General features: G+C 60.5%; 20 protein-coding genes and 1 pseudogene. 6 read left to right on the top strand and 15 right to left on the bottom strand.

Features of this window, described 5'->3' with window-relative positions:
- Nucleotides 1–22 precede the first annotated feature (22 nt).
- Genes accB through aat form a run of 3 tightly spaced genes read left to right on the top strand, consistent with a single transcriptional unit; the run spans nucleotide 23 to nucleotide 2477 of the window.
- Nucleotides 23–499, top strand: coding sequence for an acetyl-CoA carboxylase biotin carboxyl carrier protein (accB, locus tag AS026_RS11210; RefSeq protein WP_025659981.1), 477 nt, complete (start codon nucleotides 23–25; stop codon nucleotides 497–499).
- 10 nt (nucleotides 500–509) lie between these two features.
- On the top strand, nucleotides 510–1856 hold the full coding sequence (gene accC / locus AS026_RS11205; RefSeq protein WP_018857003.1) for an acetyl-CoA carboxylase biotin carboxylase subunit: 1347 nt from the start codon (nucleotides 510–512) through the stop codon (nucleotides 1854–1856).
- Nucleotides 1857–1862: 6 nt separating this feature from the next.
- On the top strand, nucleotides 1863–2477 hold the full coding sequence (gene aat / locus AS026_RS11200; protein ID WP_018857004.1) for a leucyl/phenylalanyl-tRNA--protein transferase: 615 nt from the start codon (nucleotides 1863–1865) through the stop codon (nucleotides 2475–2477).
- 3 nt (nucleotides 2478–2480) lie between these two features.
- Here aat and AS026_RS11195 read toward each other — a convergent pair whose 3' ends face one another.
- The 5 genes from AS026_RS11195 to gatB all read right to left on the bottom strand — a co-directional run bounded on the left by AS026_RS11195 (nucleotide 2481) and on the right by gatB (nucleotide 6007).
- On the bottom strand, nucleotides 2481–2912 hold the full coding sequence (locus tag AS026_RS11195; protein WP_018857005.1) for a DUF2155 domain-containing protein: 432 nt from the start codon (nucleotides 2910–2912) through the stop codon (nucleotides 2481–2483).
- 105 nt (nucleotides 2913–3017) lie between these two features.
- Entirely contained in the window at nucleotides 3018–3416 is a 399-nt protein-coding gene (locus AS026_RS11190; RefSeq protein WP_007792741.1) for an NADH:ubiquinone oxidoreductase subunit NDUFA12, read from the bottom strand.
- 104 nt (nucleotides 3417–3520) lie between these two features.
- Nucleotides 3521–3982, bottom strand: a complete 462-nt coding sequence (locus AS026_RS11185; RefSeq protein ID WP_025659980.1) for a GNAT family N-acetyltransferase — start codon at nucleotides 3980–3982, stop codon at nucleotides 3521–3523.
- A gap of 14 nt (nucleotides 3983–3996) precedes the next feature.
- Nucleotides 3997–4500, bottom strand: coding sequence for a GNAT family N-acetyltransferase (locus tag AS026_RS11180; RefSeq protein WP_018857007.1), 504 nt, complete (start codon nucleotides 4498–4500; stop codon nucleotides 3997–3999).
- Nucleotides 4501–4504: 4 nt separating this feature from the next.
- On the bottom strand, nucleotides 4505–6007 hold the full coding sequence (gatB, locus tag AS026_RS11175; protein ID WP_018857008.1) for an Asp-tRNA(Asn)/Glu-tRNA(Gln) amidotransferase subunit GatB: 1503 nt from the start codon (nucleotides 6005–6007) through the stop codon (nucleotides 4505–4507).
- A gap of 139 nt (nucleotides 6008–6146) precedes the next feature.
- Here gatB and AS026_RS11170 point away from each other — a divergent pair.
- Nucleotides 6147–6460: pseudogene (locus AS026_RS11170) on the top strand (DUF1294 domain-containing protein).
- Here the strand turns inward: AS026_RS11170 and AS026_RS11165 are convergent.
- Nucleotides 6452–6958, bottom strand: coding sequence for a GNAT family N-acetyltransferase (locus AS026_RS11165; protein ID WP_025659978.1), 507 nt, complete (start codon nucleotides 6956–6958; stop codon nucleotides 6452–6454). The pseudogene AS026_RS11170 and the gene AS026_RS11165 overlap by 9 nt on opposite strands.
- Nucleotides 6959–7251: 293 nt before the next feature.
- Between AS026_RS11165 and AS026_RS11160 the strand changes: the two genes are divergently transcribed.
- The gene (locus AS026_RS11160) at nucleotides 7252–7509 is read left to right on the top strand and encodes a YjhX family toxin (protein WP_007792755.1); all 258 of its coding nucleotides are present in this window, start codon (nucleotides 7252–7254) and stop codon (nucleotides 7507–7509) included.
- Nucleotides 7510–7546: 37 nt separating this feature from the next.
- Here the strand turns inward: AS026_RS11160 and AS026_RS11155 are convergent, their stop codons facing one another.
- From AS026_RS11155 to AS026_RS11140, 4 genes are all read right to left on the bottom strand, one after another.
- On the bottom strand, nucleotides 7547–7822 hold the full coding sequence (locus tag AS026_RS11155) for a hypothetical protein (protein ID WP_018857011.1): 276 nt from the start codon (nucleotides 7820–7822) through the stop codon (nucleotides 7547–7549).
- Between the two features lie 122 nt (nucleotides 7823–7944).
- A complete protein-coding gene (gene gatA / locus AS026_RS11150; protein WP_018857012.1) occupies nucleotides 7945–9426 on the bottom strand; it encodes an Asp-tRNA(Asn)/Glu-tRNA(Gln) amidotransferase subunit GatA in 1482 nt (493 codons plus the stop codon).
- Nucleotides 9427–9480: 54 nt separating this feature from the next.
- Nucleotides 9481–9768, bottom strand: a complete 288-nt coding sequence (gene gatC / locus AS026_RS11145; RefSeq protein WP_018857013.1) for an Asp-tRNA(Asn)/Glu-tRNA(Gln) amidotransferase subunit GatC — start codon at nucleotides 9766–9768, stop codon at nucleotides 9481–9483.
- A 124-nt stretch (nucleotides 9769–9892) separates the two neighbouring features.
- Nucleotides 9893–10597 carry a metal-dependent hydrolase gene (locus AS026_RS11140; protein WP_025659977.1) on the bottom strand — a complete coding sequence of 235 codons (705 nt, stop codon included), beginning with the start codon at nucleotides 10595–10597 and terminating at the stop codon, nucleotides 9893–9895.
- A gap of 115 nt (nucleotides 10598–10712) precedes the next feature.
- Here AS026_RS11140 and ruvX point away from each other — a divergent pair, with 115 nt between their 5' ends.
- On the top strand, nucleotides 10713–11207 hold the full coding sequence (ruvX, locus tag AS026_RS11135) for a Holliday junction resolvase RuvX (RefSeq protein WP_025659976.1): 495 nt from the start codon (nucleotides 10713–10715) through the stop codon (nucleotides 11205–11207).
- Here ruvX and AS026_RS11130 read toward each other — a convergent pair.
- From AS026_RS11130 to AS026_RS11110, 5 genes are all read right to left on the bottom strand, one after another.
- Nucleotides 11144–11476, bottom strand: coding sequence for a DUF6105 family protein (locus AS026_RS11130; RefSeq protein ID WP_018857016.1), 333 nt, complete (start codon nucleotides 11474–11476; stop codon nucleotides 11144–11146). The two genes, ruvX and AS026_RS11130, sit on opposite strands and share 64 nt — an antisense overlap.
- Nucleotides 11473–11646 (bottom strand): hypothetical protein, encoded by a 174-nt coding sequence (locus tag AS026_RS42290; protein ID WP_025659975.1) that lies wholly within the window; start codon nucleotides 11644–11646, stop codon nucleotides 11473–11475. The genes AS026_RS11130 and AS026_RS42290 overlap by 4 nt, the downstream gene beginning before the upstream one ends.
- Nucleotides 11647–11768: 122 nt before the next feature.
- Nucleotides 11769–12431: a TetR/AcrR family transcriptional regulator gene (locus AS026_RS11120; protein ID WP_025659974.1), complete on the bottom strand. Its 663-nt coding sequence runs from the start codon at nucleotides 12429–12431 to the stop codon at nucleotides 11769–11771.
- Between the two features lie 150 nt (nucleotides 12432–12581).
- Nucleotides 12582–13151 (bottom strand): GNAT family N-acetyltransferase, encoded by a 570-nt coding sequence (locus tag AS026_RS11115; protein WP_245307421.1) that lies wholly within the window; start codon nucleotides 13149–13151, stop codon nucleotides 12582–12584.
- Between the two features lie 47 nt (nucleotides 13152–13198).
- Nucleotides 13199–14848, bottom strand: a complete 1650-nt coding sequence (locus AS026_RS11110) for an acyl-CoA dehydrogenase family protein (RefSeq protein ID WP_062369652.1) — start codon at nucleotides 14846–14848, stop codon at nucleotides 13199–13201.
- Nucleotides 14849–15025: the final 177 nt, after the last annotated feature.

Genomic DNA, 15025 nt, shown 5'->3' with positions numbered 1-15025 from the left:
AAAGAAGACAGGGCAAACACTCATGGCTGAGAAGAAAAACGGTATCGACCAGGCGCTGATCCGCGACCTCGCGAACATCCTCAACGACACGGATCTGACGGAAATCGAAGTCGAGCAGGACGATCTGCGCATCCGCGTTTCGCGCGCCGGCAACACCCAGTACATTCAGGCTCCGATGGCTGCGCCCGCGTTCGCAGCGGCTCCGGCCGTAGCGGCCCCGGCAGCTGCAGCACCTGCGGCTCCGGCAGCGGCGGCACGCAACCCTGCCAACACTGTCAGCGCTCCGATGGTCGGCACCGCCTACATGGCTCCGGCTCCCGGTGCACGCGCCTTCATCGAGCTCGGCGCGACCGTGAAGGAAGGCCAGACGCTGCTCATCATCGAAGCGATGAAGACCATGAACCAGATTCCTTCGCCGAAATCCGGCAAGATCACCGAAATCCTCGTCGAGGACGGAAGCCCCGTCGAATACGGCCAAGCCCTCGTCGTCATCGAATAAGGCGGGCGTCATGGTCTCGAAAATCCTCATCGCCAATCGCGGGGAAATCGCGCTTCGCGTGCTGCGCGCTTGCAAAGAGCTCGGCATCCCGTGTGTCGTGGTCCATTCGACCGCCGACGCCGACGCCATGCATGTGCGCCTCGCCGACGAGAGCGTCTGCATTGGTCCTCCGCCCTCACGCGACAGCTATCTGAACATCCACCAGATCGTGGCCGCCTGCGAGATCACGGGCGCCGATGCTGTGCATCCTGGTTACGGCTTCCTCTCCGAAAACGCCAAGTTTGCGGAAATCCTGGAAGCGCACGGCATCACCTTTATCGGCCCGACGGCGGAACACATCCGGCTTATGGGTGACAAGATCACCGCCAAGACGACCGCCCAGGAGCTCGGCATTCCTGTCGTTCCGGGTTCGGACGGCGAGGTAAAGACCGAAGAAGATGCGGTGCGGACGGCTGCCGAAATCGGCTATCCGGTGCTGATCAAGGCAACCGCCGGCGGCGGTGGTCGAGGCATGAAGGTTGCCAAGTCCGAGGCCGACCTGATCGAAGCCTGGTCGACGGCCCGTACCGAAGCGGCAGCCGCCTTCGGCAACGATGCGGTCTACATGGAAAAGTACCTCGGCCAGCCGCGCCACATCGAAATCCAGGTGTTCGGTGACGGCGAAGGCAATGCGATCCATCTCGGCGAACGTGATTGCTCGCTGCAGCGCCGCCACCAGAAGGTCTGGGAAGAAGCCAATTCCCCGGCTTTGAACGTCGAGCAGCGCATGAAGATCGGCCAGATTTGTGCCGACGCCATGAGGAAGCTGAAGTATCGCGGTGCCGGTACGATCGAGTTCCTGTACGAGAACGGCGAGTTCTATTTCATCGAAATGAACACCCGTCTGCAGGTGGAACATCCGATCACCGAAGCCATCACCGGCATCGACCTTGTTCACGAGCAGATCCGCGTCGCTTCGGGCGGCGGGCTCTCCGTCAAGCAGGAAGAGATCAACTTCAACGGCCACGCCATCGAATGCCGGATCAACGCCGAGGACGCGCGGACCTTCGTACCCTCCCCGGGCACGATCACGCACTTCCACGCACCGGGTGGACTTGGTGTTCGCGTCGATAGCGGCGCGTACCAGGGCTACAAGATCCCGCCGTACTACGACAGCCTCATCGGCAAGCTCATCGTCTTCGGCCGTACGCGCGTCGAATGCATGATGCGTCTGCGCCGCGCGCTCGACGAGTTCGTCGTCGACGGCATCAAGACGACGCTTCCGTTGTTCCAGGATCTGGTGGACAATCAGGATATCGCCAACGGCGACTATGATATCCACTGGCTGGAAAAATATCTGGCCAAGAAACCGGCGTAACAAAGAATGGCAGGATCGCGCAGGAAGTCTCCAGGCATAACACCGGAAATCCTCCTGCGCGCCTACTCTATCGGTCTTTTCCCAATGGCCGAATCGGCTGACGACCCAGAAATATTCTGGGTCGAGCCCGACCTTCGCGGCGTCCTGCCGCTCGACGAATTCCACGTTTCCAAAAGCCTCGCCAAGACGATCCGGCGCAAGCCGTTCGATATCCGCTTCAATTACGATTTCGACGCGGTCATTGCGGCCTGTGCGGCGGAGACCGGGGACAGGCCCAGCACCTGGATCAATCAGACCATCAAGACGCTATATTCGACACTGCATCGTATCGGCCATGCTCACTCGGTCGAGGCCTGGGACGGCGACGAACTTGTCGGCGGATTATACGGAGTGTCGCTGGGCTCGGCATTCTTCGGCGAAAGCATGTTCTCGCGGCGGACCGACGCCTCGAAGATCTGCCTCGTTCATCTGGTGGAACGGCTGCGCGCCAAGGGTTTCACCTTGCTCGATACGCAGTTTACGACCGAGCACCTGAAGACGTTCGGGGCGATCGATGTTCCGAAGAATGAGTACGCCCACATCCTCACGGCGGCAATGGAATCGCCGCACCTTGAATTCTAGGAACTAGTTGGCTGCCTTGTCAGGCGCGGGAACGTCCGAGTTCTGCTTGCAGTCCTTTAGCCAGACGTCATAGATCGGATGCTCTACGGCATTGAGACCGGGGCTGTCGGCAAACATCCAGCCGGTGAAGATGCGGCGGATCTTACGGTCGAGCGTGATCTCGTCGACTTCCACAAAACCATCTATCTTCTGCGCTTCCGCCTGATCGCGCGAATAGCAGGCCTTCGGCGTCACCTGCAGCGCACCGAACTGCACGGTCTCGTTGACATAGACGTCGAAGGTGGTGATACGGCCGGTGATCTTGTCGAGGCCGGAGAAAACGGCAACCGAGTTCTCAATGCGGGCAGCGGAGGCAGCCTGCGGCAGGAGGATCGAGCCAAGCACCAGGGAAAGCCCGGCGGCACGCAGGAGCTGGTTCCGCGTGATAAGCTTCATATCTGCCCGTCTCCACAGCGTCTGAAAATCGAAGGCCGCAATCGCTGCGGCCATTCTGCGGGTAATAGTCAATTGTGGCTAAAAGCAGGGTCGGCGACCAGCTGCTCAGTTGCCAGGCGTCCAGGCGTCGTAGTCGCCGGTAACCCGCGGACGTTCGCCGGGAACGACGAGCGAGCCCGGCGGACGATAAGCCTGCGGCGAGCCGGTCGGGTTCGCGCGATGCGGCTTCTGCCATTCCTTGGCAACGTAGTTTTCCTGGCTCGGCGGGACATTCGTGCGATGATGCATCCAGCCATGCCAGCCCGGCGGAATTGCAGAGGCTTCGGCATAACCCTTGTAGATCACCCAACGCTTCGGAAGACCGTAGGATGACATACCGCCTTCGTAATAAACGTTACCCAATTCGTCTTCACCGACGCGCTTGCCAAAACGCCAGGTCGCAAAACGCGTACCGATCGTCTGACCGTTCCACCAGGTGAAGATTTGCACGAGGAGATTCTTCATGTCTTTTCCTTGAGCTAGCCGGAAGGCAAGCGGGACCAGAATTTGATCCCTCGCTTATGCCGCCAGCGATCCGTATTGTCCAGTGATTCCGGTGCCACACCGGCTCATTTCAGCGCCATCTTGAAGCCGAGATGCGATTGCTTGAAACCAAGTCGGTCGTAGAAGCGGTGCGCATCCGTGCGGCTGGCATTCGACGTCAGTTGCACGAGCCGCAAACCGCGACGTTTTGCCTCCGCAATGGCAAACTCAATCATCTGGGCACCGATGCCCTGGCCACGCATGTCACCCCGCGTCTGCACCGCCTCAATGATCATCGACGAGGAGCCACGACCGATCAGCGACGTCACGACCATGGTCTGAAATGTGCCTACGACCTGCCCGTCACGCTCCGCGACGTAAAGCGTTTGGTCGGGCGATGAAGCAATCCGCTCGAAAGCCCGAAGATACTTGCCGAGTATCTCGGGCGCGGTCGTGTCGCCGTGACCGCCGAGTTCATCAGCGGCAAAGATGGCAACCAGCGCGGCGACGTCGGAGCTGCGTGCCTCGCGAATCGTGGTTTGGCTCATGATCGTATTGCGGCCTAGCGCTGTTCGAGAAATTTTTCGAGGATCAGCGTCGGTATGCCGGATTGGCCCGGCCCGTCATTTTCATTGCGGCCGACATCCTCGAAGCCGTGAGCATGGTAGAAAGCGATCGCCGTCTTGTTTCGCGGCTCGACCTCGAGGCGCATGATTTCGGCATCGGGAAAGCAGGTTTCCAACTCGGCAAAGATCTCCCGACCGATGCCCTGGCGATGCAGCGGCGGACGGACATAGAGCAGGTGCAGCATGACGGTTTTTGTCATCTCGTCGGACATGGCGGCATAACCGATGCCGCCGATGTCCTTGCCGTTGTCGGCAACGAGGAACTCCGCATTCTTCTTCGCCAGCCGCGCCTGAAGCGCAGCCGGCGAAAAAAGGTGAGCAATGATCTCATTCACCTTTGCTTCGCCGTAGAGGCCCGCGTAGGTCGCGCGAAAACCCTCATCCAGCAAAGTGCGCATCTTGCTGAGATCACCCTCGCTGGCAGTGCGCACGAAATACACGGTCTTACTCCTCGATGCCGAGCTTCGCTTTCACGAGAGCCTGGACGGCCTGCGGGTTGGCCTTGCCGCCGGTGGCCTTCATGACCTGACCAACGAACCACCCCGCAAGCGTTGGCTTGGCCTGGACCTTTGCGACCTGATCGGGGTTGGCGGCGATGATCTCGTCCACGGCCCGTTCGATCGCGCCGGTATCGGTCACCTGCTTCATGCCTCTGGTTTCGACGATCTCGGCCGGATCGCCACCCTCGTTCAGCACGATTTCGAACAGGTCCTTCGCGATCTTTCCGGAAATAGTCTCCGCTTTGATGAGGTCAATGATCGCACCAAGCTGAGCCGGCGAAACGGATGTTTCCTCGATGCTCTTGCCCGTGCGGTTCAGGGCGCCGAGCAGATCGTTGATGACCCAGTTGGCAGCCGTCTTGCCGTCGCGGCCCTCCGCCACGGCTTCGAAATAGTCGGCGATCGCCTTTTCCGAGACCAGGACGGAAGCGTCGTAGATCGAAAGACCGAGTTCGCGCACGAAGCGCTCCTTCTTGTCATCAGGCAATTCCGGCAGGTCGGCTTCGAGCGCCTTGACGAAGGCATCGTCGAACTCCAGCGGCAGCAGGTCCGGATCCGGGAAGTAGCGGTAGTCGTGCGCATCTTCCTTGGAACGCATCGAACGCGTCTCGCCCTTGTTCGGGTCGAAGAGACGGGTCTCCTGCTCGATCTGCCCCCCGTCCTCAAGAACGCCGATCTGGCGCCGGGCTTCATATTCGATTGCCTGGCCAATGAAGCGGATGGAGTTGACGTTCTTGATCTCGCAACGCGTGCCGAAGCCTTCGCCCGGACGACGGACGGAGACGTTGACGTCAGCGCGCATCGAGCCTTCGTCCATGTTACCGTCGCAGGTGCCGAGATAGCGGACGATCGAGCGCAGCTTCGTCATGTAAGCCTTGGCTTCATCCGACGAGCGCATATCCGGCTTGGAGACGATCTCCATCAGAGCGACGCCCGAGCGGTTCAAGTCGACGTAGGACATGGTGGCATGCTGGTCGTGCAACGACTTGCCGGCGTCCTGCTCCAGATGCAGACGCTCGATGCCGATCTCGATATCCTCGAACTGACCCTGGCGATCGGGGCCGAGGGAGATGATGATCTTGCCCTCTCCGACGATCGGATCTTTGTACTGCGAGATCTGATAGCCCTGCGGCAGGTCGGGATAAAAGTAGTTCTTGCGATCAAACAGCGAGCGCTTGTTGATCTGCGCCTTCAGGCCCAGGCCAGTCCGGACGGCCTGCCTGACACATTCCTCGTTGATAACGGGCAACATGCCGGGCATGGCCGCATCGACGAGCGACACGTTGGAATTCTGCGGCTTGCCGAATTCCGTTGCTGCACCCGAGAACAGCTTCGAATTCGACAGCACCTGCGCATGGACTTCCATGCCGATGATGACTTCCCAATCGCCAGTGGCGCCGGGAATGAAGCGTTTCGGATCGGGCGTGCGAACGTCGACAATGGTCATTGAGATGCTCTTTTCAGGCTGTTCTTTTCAACTGGTGAGGTAACGGAAATGGCTTGCCGGTGCAAGGCTTTCGGCTATTCCGCGGCGGGGAGCCAACCGGTTTGGGGCGTGTTAACTCAATGTCGCTAGCGTGACCCGCATGATGGCAACCGATATCCTCAAGTTCATCGCGCTTTTCCTGCCACTGAATGCCTTCGTGTTCTCGATCTATTTCCTCGACAAGCAAGCCTCTCGCCACCATGGCACGCGGATCAGCGAGAGGACCTGCTGACGCTTGCATTCGTCGGCGGCAGCCTCGGCGCTGTTTGCGCGCAACGGCTCCTGCGCCACAAGACCCGAAAGGAACCCTTCCGATCGAACCTCAGAGCGATCGTCGTCTTTCATGTGGTGGCTGCGCTTCTGCTATCGGGCGCTCTCGGCTACCTCACGCTGGAAGGTCAGTTGCTAGACTAGCCCGTAAGTGCCATCGTCCGCAGATTCCAGTGACTTTGACAGGCCGACGGACGGTACATCACGATCGAGCTTGGGATTGTAGGCAATTGATAGCCAATGAATTGCGTATCCATGCTTCTGGAAAAAGCTGATCGCTTCGGAGTTCCCTGAGTGCGTCTGCATCATAGCCGTATCGAAGCCCTGCGCGGCGATGTCTTCTTCGATATTCTGCAAAAGTGCCGTTCCGAGACCATGACCGACAAAGGCAGGATCAATCCAGAAATCCGAAATCTTCTCGTCGAGGCTCTCGCGTGCTGCCCATCCTGCCGGATGTCCGTTCCATTCGATGAGAGTGACGGTGATCCAGCTACTTGCGACGAAATTGAAAAACGCACTTCGGGCGGCATCGACCATGGCATCCCCTTCGCCGATGGCCGCCATGGCCTTCTGCCAGGCTCTTACTCCGATCTCGCTCAAGAGCTCCGCTTCGTCTTCGCGGGCATTGCGAATATGGATCAACACTATCTCCGCGTTTCCACGAAAGTAAAACACCGAATCACCCCGTTCTCCAAGCCTTGCGTTTCGTGCGCGAGGCGCGGCAGAAAGATCCTCTATCGGTTGTAAATCTTGACGCGATGTCGCCCAGCCAGTATCAAGGCCGCATGTTGAATTCGTCTTCTCAGACCCGGTAGAGGCCCTGCCCGCAGGTTTTCCTTGCGCGCACGGGCCCGAAAAAAGCGAAGCCCTGACGCCTCTTCGCGCGCCAGATCGTTTTTGCGCGCCTTCATGGCGCAAGACCGGATCAACATTCCATGGATATTTCACGCACGGAGCAGCGCATCCTGCACCTATTGGCCCAAGGTGGCCGCATTGAAATCGAACGCGACGACAACCGGAAAATCGAGGCCGTAAAATGCTTCACTCGCGACGGCTGGGTCTATCCCGGCTTCGGCCTCGAGCTGTTTCGGAAACTGAAGCAGAAGCGGGCCATCAAATCGTCGGGCGGCAAGCCTTACCGGATCACCGAACGAGGACTGGTTCTCGTAAGAGCAGAACAGGACAACAGATAGCTGTCCAAGCCGCGCGTCGCATGGCGCGCGGCTTCCTTCAAAGGTGTTTGGAAAGCGCCGCCTTCATCACCGACCATTCTTCGGCAACCGTACCGCTTCCGCGTCGTTTGCCTGCGCGGCGATACCAATAATCGGCATTCCAGTCGTCGCCCTCGATGCGGTGGCAAATGGCATGCCCCCAGTCGAAAGGTGCCTCGCCCTCATGCGCCTGGCAGACTTCATGCACGGCTTGCCATTCAGGACCCACGGTGAAACCTGCCGCCGATAGGCGGTCGAATGCTTCGATCATCAGCGTGATATCTGACGCCGACATGAGCCTCCTCCTGGGTGTCACCAGCGATGGACAAACGCGAAATCCGCGACCCCGCCTGAGGTAGCGGACTCACCCGACAACGAAGCGGCCGCCTCTTGGGCGGCTGATACCGATGCGACTCGTTACCACCACTTGGCGGGCGTGAACTTGCCTGCGGCCTGTTCGATCACATGCGCCGTCTTGAAGAGCGTTTCTTCATCGAACGGCTTGCCGATCAGCTGCAGACCGAGCGGCAGGCCGCCATGGTCCAGACCAGCAGGAACGGCGATACCCGGGAGGCCGGCCATGTTCACCGTCACCGTGAAGATGTCGTTCAGGTACATCTTGACCGGATCGGAGGCGAGATTCTCATCGGCGACGCCGAAGGCGGACGAGGGGGTTGCGGGCGTCAGGATCGCGTCGACGCCGGCGTTGAACGCCAGTTCGAAGTCGCGCTTGATCAGCGTGCGGACCTTCTGGGCCTTGATGTAATAGGCGTCATAGTAGCCGGCCGAGAGGACGTAGGTACCGATCATGATGCGGCGCTTGACTTCCTTGCCGAAGCCCGCTGCGCGCGTCTTTTCGTACATGTCGACGATGTCCTTGCCATCGACGCGCAGGCCGTAGCGGACGCCGTCATAGCGGGCGAGGTTCGACGAGGCTTCGGCCGGGGCGACGATGTAGTAGGCCGGCAGGGCATATTTGGTGTGCGGCAGCGAGATGTTGACGATCTCGGCGCCGGCGTCTTTCAGCCAGGCAATTCCCTGCTGCCAGAGCGTTTCGATTTCCTCCGGCATGCCATCGACCCGGTACTCGTTCGGAATGCCGATCTTCATGCCCTTCAGCGACTGGCCGAGGGCTGCCTCATAGTCCGGAACCGGCAGATCGACGGAGGTCGTATCCTTGGGATCGACTGAGGCCATCGACTTCAGGAGGATTGCGGCATCGCGCACATCGCGCGCGATCGGGCCAGCCTGATCGAGCGACGACGCGAAGGCCACCGTGCCCCAGCGCGAGCAGCGGCCGTAGGTCGGCTTGATGCCGACCGTGCCGGTGAAGGCTGCGGGCTGGCGGATCGACCCGCCGGTATCGGTTGCCGTGGCGCCGGCGCAGAGGTGAGCTGCAACGGCTGCTGCCGAGCCGCCGGAGGATCCGCCGGGCACCAGCTGCTGGTTGGAGCCGGCCGAACGCCAGGGGTTGATCACTGCGCCGTAGTAGGAGGTCTCGTTGGAGGAGCCCATCGCGAACTCGTCCATGTTCAGTTTGCCGAGCATCACGGCACCGTCGTCCCACAGGTTCTGGGTGACGGTCGACTCGTAATGCGGCTTGAAACCGTCGAGGATATGGCTGCAGGCCTGCGTATGAATACCTTCGGTGGCGAACAGGTCCTTGATACCGAGCGGGATGCCTTCAAGCGCACCGCCCTTGCCGCTGGCAAGCCGCCCATCGGAGGCTTCGGCCATCTGCAGCGCCTTCTCCGGCGTAACCTTGACGTAGGCGTTGAGCTTGTCGTTGGCGGCCTCGATCGCCGAGATGTAGGCCTCGGTCAGTTCGGTCGCTTTGATCTCCTTGGCGCGCAGCTTCGTGCGGGCTTCGGCAATGGTCAGGCTGGTAAGTTCGCTCATGGTAGTTCGCTTCAAATCTGGAATGGCAACGGGTTCGGAAAGCGGCGAAAAGCCTTATTCGACGACCTTGGGTACCAGGAAGAAATTCTGATCGGTAACGGGCGCATTCGAGACGATGTCGGCGGCCTTGTTGCCTTCGGTAACTTCGTCCGTGCGCTTCTTCATCTTCATTGGCGTGACCGATGTCATTGCCTCGACGCCTTCGACATCGACTTCGGAGAGCTGCTCGACAAAACCGAGGATACCATTCAACTCGCCAACCATGCGGTTTGCCTCTTCCTCCGAAACGGCAATACGGGCAAGGCGCGCTACGCGCTTAACGGTGGCAAAGTCGACGGACATGACATTCTCCGGATAGGATTTTTCCTACCCGCTATAAAGGCCATGCCCGCCACGTGCAACGGGCATGGCCTTTGGATTGTGTAGAATTCCGCGACCGAAGTCGACGCGGTTCAGCGGACCTCGACTAGAGAGAAAGGCTTTCGCCCGGCGTCGGCGTTTTCACCGCCGTCTTCGATCCATCCATGCCGGAGACGAACTTCTCGGGCGTCTGGTCGATGATCGGGAACGTGCCGTAGTGGCAGGGTATGGCGGTCTTGAAGTTGAAGTAACGCTGGCAGGCGAGAGCGGCAACCGCGCCGCCCATGGTGAATCGGTCGCCAACCGGCACGAATCCGATATCCGGCTGGTGCAGTTCGTTGATCAGCGCCATGTCGGAGAAGATGTCGGTATCGCCCATGGCAAGAATAGAAGCCTCCTCGTCGAAATGCAGCATCAGGCCGTTGGCATTGCCGAGCGCATGAGAGACGCCGTCCTCGGTGATCTGCGCGGACGAATGCAGCGCATTGGTGAAAGTCGCCGAAAAACCGTCGAACGAGATCGTGCCGCCGGTGTTGCCCGCTTCGATCTTCGTCAGGCCCTTCGAACCTAGCCAGGCGGCGAGATCGGCGTTGGCGAGAACGACCGCACCGGTTTCCTTGGCAAGCGCAACCGTGTCGCCGACATGGTCGCCGTGACCGTGCGTCAGAAGAATATGCGTGACGCCGCGGGCAACATCCTTTGCAGCCTGCCCCGCAAAGGACGGATTGTGCGTGAGGAACGGATCCAGCAGGATTTTTGCCCTTCCGATCTCGATGCGGAAAGCAGAGTGACCAAGCCAGGTGATCTTCATGAAATTCTCCTTTATTGCGGATGCAAAAGCCTGCTTTGCTCGTTATGGACATATCCGATGCCGCTACAAAGAAAAGCGGCACTGCTTCAAATTCTTTTGACGGGATGAAACGACGATGACGGTGCTGACGATCGAAGAACTGGCAACTGCGCTGCAGCCGGGACAGGCGATCGCGGGTCTCGATCTCGGCACGAAAACGATCGGGCTTTCGATGTCCGATCTCGGCCGGCGCTTTTCGACGCCACGCCCTGTCATCAAGCGCGAGAAATTCACGATCGATGCGGCAACGTTGCTGGAATTTGCCGAGAAGGAGAAGGTCGCGGCCTTCGTCATCGGCCTGCCTGTCAACATGGACGGATCGGCCGGGCCGCGCGTGCAGGCAACACGCGCCTTCGTGCGCAACATGGAGCAGAAGACCGCCTTGCCCTTCGTCTACTGGGACGAGCGTCTGTCGACGGTCGCTGCCGAGCGCGCGCTACTGGAAATGGACGTATCGCGCAGGCAGCGTGCCGAGCGCATCGACTCGGCGGCGGCAAGCTTCATTCTTCAAGGAGCGCTCGACAGGCTTTCCTTGCTCGGCAGAGCGGCATGGGACGATTTCGATGCGTGACGGGCACGCCACCACGCGGTGATCGCCTTACGCCGGCGGAACCCAATGATTGCGAAAACGACAAGACTGTCGACGACGATCGCACGGGCGACCAGCGGCGGAATGGTTTCCGGAGGAATGCCGAGCACCTTCCCATAAATCTCGAAGGTCAGGTCATGGACTTGCCTGCTGAGCATGAAGATACCGAAATTCATGTCGTAGTAAGAGAGCCAGTACCATCCCGCCAGGAAGACAATGGGACCGGCCCAGAAGATCAGGAACCACTTCATGCGGTCGTCTCTCGTTCTTTTCGAATGGATAGTCCCTCGTAAGACACCGCCCATATCGACAACGCCATCGAACCCAGAACCAGCGCCGGTACGGCAATATCCAGCGCAAGCACAGCGAAAAACATCATCGCGGCAACAAGAAACGCGGCTCTCGCGATTTTGGTTCCCATGGTCCCAGACACCCAACATTTTGGACTGCCCAGCAACGTGACTTCTTAACCGTGAGCGCGCAACGTAAACCATTTGTTAAGGTTAACGCGCAACGGGACGCCTGTGGATGGCCGAACTCGCCTCAGCCGTAGACTCCGCGAACGATGCGCTTCAGGGCGGTCGCCGCCTTCTCCCAATCCTTCGGCGTTTTCAATGCGAGCCCCGCGCATTGATCGCTCGAGGACGCGGAAAGCACGAGATGCTGGATAGCTGCGATCAGAATAGCATTGACGGCCAGGACGTCGACGCCCTTCGGCGGCGTCAGCGATCCGCGCATGCGATCGATCCAGTTTGCCAAGGCCTTCGACCGCGCCTCCGAAAGCCGCCTCACCTGCTCGGTGTTTTCGGAAACTTCCCAGGCGACGATGCGGCGAACAAGCGGATCGTCTCGCAAGGCCTCGAGGAACAGCAGCGATAGCCGCTCCATCAGATCGCCGTAAGTCAGGAGGAACATGCCGCCGGTATCTTCGGGAATGCGATCCTTGACCCAGGTACCAAGATCCGCGCCGATCGCCTCCACCAGCCCGTTGAGGCCGCCATAGTAGCGGTAGATCAGCTGCTTGTCGCACCCCGCGCGGCGGGCAACGGCGTTGATGCCGAAATTCTGGAATCCCTCCTCCGCCAGGAGCGACTTGGCTGCCCTGAGGATCGCTTTCTCCGTCGCGCTTCGGTCGCGGATACGCTTTTCGGGTTCGACGACGACGCTGCCGACTACGGGCGCCAACACCATGGGATCATTGAGCATCAGGGATTCGGTCCGAATTGTCACTTTGCGGTGAGTAGCAACGCCGCTCGGACCCGGCAACGGACAGGCCGCTCAAAGATTGTGGACAGTTGCTATGGGTGCAAACAGGTGAGCCGGTGTCACCGCTCAGCGACACAAGTGCTGTTCCCCCTAGAGTTTCTGCCCAAACCAGACGGTCCGGTCGGAAGGCTCCACCAGCGGTGGAGCGAGGCGGGCGAAACCGCGAGAGCCCCAGAATCGTACCGCACCATGATTGCTCGCGCTGGCTCCGAGGTGGACACCCTCCACGCCTGCCTCCAGCGCATCGGCAAGCCATCGATCGAGCCGCTTGGTGCCCATCCCCTGTCCCTGCAATCGCGGCAGGAGGTTCATGTGAATGTGGGCCGGAATGGATTCGACCAGCGCTGCAGGCGCATGCGCCGGGTGATGGATTGTGGCAATGCGCTTCTGATCCGCGTCCCAGCCGGCAGAATCGCCCTGCGGGTCGGCGTAAACCTTGCGAAGCGCCGGCCACCACTCGCGCTCAAGCCGCTCCTCGAAGGAACGCGTGCCGTGAACGCCGACGATATACCCGGCCACGCCCTCAGAATCTTCCGCCACTAAAGCGGTTTCCGGACTGAGCAAGACGTAAGGCGCAGCATAGATGTGTCCGATCAGCTTGCCGTCGCGATGCAATCTGGTCGCATCGTCGCCAGCATCGCCCGTCACCAGCGATATCAGCTAGATCTGCTCGAGATCATCGATGCGGACGGGACGCAGCGCTGTCATCAGCTTGCCGGCGGATAAAGAAGATCGACGATGTAGCTGGCGTCGAAACGTGAATCCAGCATGCCATAGGTCGAGCGCCAGCCGCCCGCGAGGCGGGTCTCGATGAAGGCATCGGCGATCCGCCCCGCCCCAAGGCGATAAAGCTCGGCGGCGCCGGCGGCGAGCGCCAACTGCTCGACCAGGAGGCGCGCAGCGCCCTCGTCGCGCTCGCAGAGCGCCATGGCGGCGCGCAGCACATCAATCGTCTTCTTGCCGGCCGGGCCGAGATCGCGCGCGAGCCCGGCAAACACCGTCTCGAAGAGATCCTTGCCGCGGTTCAGAATGCGCAGCACGTCGAGCGCCATGACGTTGCCCGAGCCCTCCCAGATCGCATTGACCGGCGCTTCGCGATAATGACGAGCGATCGGGCGCTCCTCAATGTAGCCGCTGCCGCCGATGCACTCCATCGCCTCGTAGATCAATGGCGGCGCGATCTTGCAGCACCAGTATTTCGCAACCGGCGTCATGACACGCGCGTAGGCTGCTTCTTCAGCGCTGCCGCGCGCCTTGTCGAACGCATCGGCAAGGCGGAAGGACAGCGCTGTCGCCGCCGCCACATCGAGCGCCATATCGGCCAAGACGCGCGTCATGATCGGCTGGCTGACCAGCATCTTGCCGAAGACGCTGCGCCCACGGGTGTGGTGCACGGCTTCAGCCAGCGAGGCGCGCATAATGCCCGAGGAGGCCAGCGCGCAGTCGAGCCGCGTCAGTGTCACCATGTCGAGAATAGTGCGGATACCGCCATCCGGCGTACCGAGCAGAAAGCCGAACGTATCGCTGAATTCAACTTCCGACGAAGCATTGGAGCGGTTGCCGACCTTGTCCTTCAGACGCTGGAAGTGCAGGCCGTTTGCCGAGCCATCTTCCAGCAGACGTGGAACGAGGAAGCATCCCATTCCATCCTTCGTCTGCGCCAGCATCACGAAGGCGTCGCTCATCGGCGCCGACATGAACCACTTGTGACCGGACAGACGGTAAATGCCTTCGCTGACCTTTTCCGCCGTCGTCGTGTTGGCGCGGACGTCAGTGCCGCCCTGCTTCTCGGTCATGCCCATGCCGATGGTCACGGCGGACTTCTGCATGGCCGGCTTGTTGGTGGAATCATATTTGCGCGACAGGATCTTCGGCGCCCAGTCCTTCTGCACGGCCGGCGAAGCCGACAGCGCCGCGACGGACGCACTCGTCATCGTCAGCGGGCACAGGTGACCGGATTCCAGCTGTGCGGTCAGGTAGAAGCGCGCTGCCCTGACCTTGTGCGCCTGGTTCTTCGCCTCGGTGTCCGCCTGCGGATCCCAGACCGACGAGTGGAGTCCCGATGCCATCGAACGGCGCATCAGCGCGTGCCACGCCGGGTGGAATTCGACGACGTCGAGCCGCTCGCCGCGCGGACCGTGCGTGCGCAGCTGCGGCGTGCCCTGATTCGCCATGCGCGCCAGCTCCTGCGCTTCCGGCGAGGTCACGTACCGCCCCAAATTGTCGAGGTCGTCGCGGATCCCACGCGGCAACGTGCCGGTCAGATCGACGATCAGCGGATCGGACCTGTAGGCATTGATGCCGGACCAAAGGCTCGGCTGGTTGAGTTCGGCAAGTTTCTCTTCGGCAGGCGTCATGAATCGCTTCTAGTGTAAGAGGCAGGCAAAGGGAAACCGGAAGTTATAATTTCCCTACCTCTGCAATAGTTGAATTCGGGTAAAATTGCAGGGGGAGACGGGCCTTTGCCCACAGCGCAAGCTTGCCGCCGCCCGGCTCACTCTTTATAGACCCCGCAGACGACAGCAAGAGGCAGG

The organism is Rhizobium altiplani (genome assembly GCF_001542405.1).
GTDB lineage: Bacteria > Pseudomonadota > Alphaproteobacteria > Rhizobiales > Rhizobiaceae > Rhizobium > Rhizobium altiplani.
This window is presented reverse-complemented; position numbering and strand designations above follow the sequence as displayed.

Coding starts and splice junctions, on each gene's coding strand:
- accB (WP_025659981.1), top strand. CDS start 23: ATGGCTGAGAAGAAAAACGGTATCGACCAGGCGCTGATCCGCGACCTC.
- accC (WP_018857003.1), top strand. CDS start 510: ATGGTCTCGAAAATCCTCATCGCCAATCGCGGGGAAATCGCGCTTCGC.
- aat (WP_018857004.1), top strand. CDS start 1,863: ATGGCAGGATCGCGCAGGAAGTCTCCAGGCATAACACCGGAAATCCTC.
- AS026_RS11195 (WP_018857005.1), bottom strand. CDS start 2,912: ATGAAGCTTATCACGCGGAACCAGCTCCTGCGTGCCGCCGGGCTTTCC.
- AS026_RS11190 (WP_007792741.1), bottom strand. CDS start 3,416: ATGAAGAATCTCCTCGTGCAAATCTTCACCTGGTGGAACGGTCAGACG.
- AS026_RS11185 (WP_025659980.1), bottom strand. CDS start 3,982: ATGAGCCAAACCACGATTCGCGAGGCACGCAGCTCCGACGTCGCCGCG.
- gatB (WP_018857008.1), bottom strand. CDS start 6,007: ATGACCATTGTCGACGTTCGCACGCCCGATCCGAAACGCTTCATTCCC.
- AS026_RS11160 (WP_007792755.1), top strand. CDS start 7,252: ATGGATATTTCACGCACGGAGCAGCGCATCCTGCACCTATTGGCCCAA.
- AS026_RS11155 (WP_018857011.1), bottom strand. CDS start 7,822: ATGTCGGCGTCAGATATCACGCTGATGATCGAAGCATTCGACCGCCTA.
- gatA (WP_018857012.1), bottom strand. CDS start 9,426: ATGAGCGAACTTACCAGCCTGACCATTGCCGAAGCCCGCACGAAGCTG.
- gatC (WP_018857013.1), bottom strand. CDS start 9,768: ATGTCCGTCGACTTTGCCACCGTTAAGCGCGTAGCGCGCCTTGCCCGT.
- AS026_RS11140 (WP_025659977.1), bottom strand. CDS start 10,597: ATGAAGATCACCTGGCTTGGTCACTCTGCTTTCCGCATCGAGATCGGA.
- ruvX (WP_025659976.1), top strand. CDS start 10,713: ATGACGGTGCTGACGATCGAAGAACTGGCAACTGCGCTGCAGCCGGGA.
- AS026_RS11130 (WP_018857016.1), bottom strand. CDS start 11,476: ATGAAGTGGTTCCTGATCTTCTGGGCCGGTCCCATTGTCTTCCTGGCG.
- AS026_RS42290 (WP_025659975.1), bottom strand. CDS start 11,646: ATGGGAACCAAAATCGCGAGAGCCGCGTTTCTTGTTGCCGCGATGATG.
- AS026_RS11120 (WP_025659974.1), bottom strand. CDS start 12,431: ATGCTCAATGATCCCATGGTGTTGGCGCCCGTAGTCGGCAGCGTCGTC.
- AS026_RS11110 (WP_062369652.1), bottom strand. CDS start 14,848: ATGACGCCTGCCGAAGAGAAACTTGCCGAACTCAACCAGCCGAGCCTT.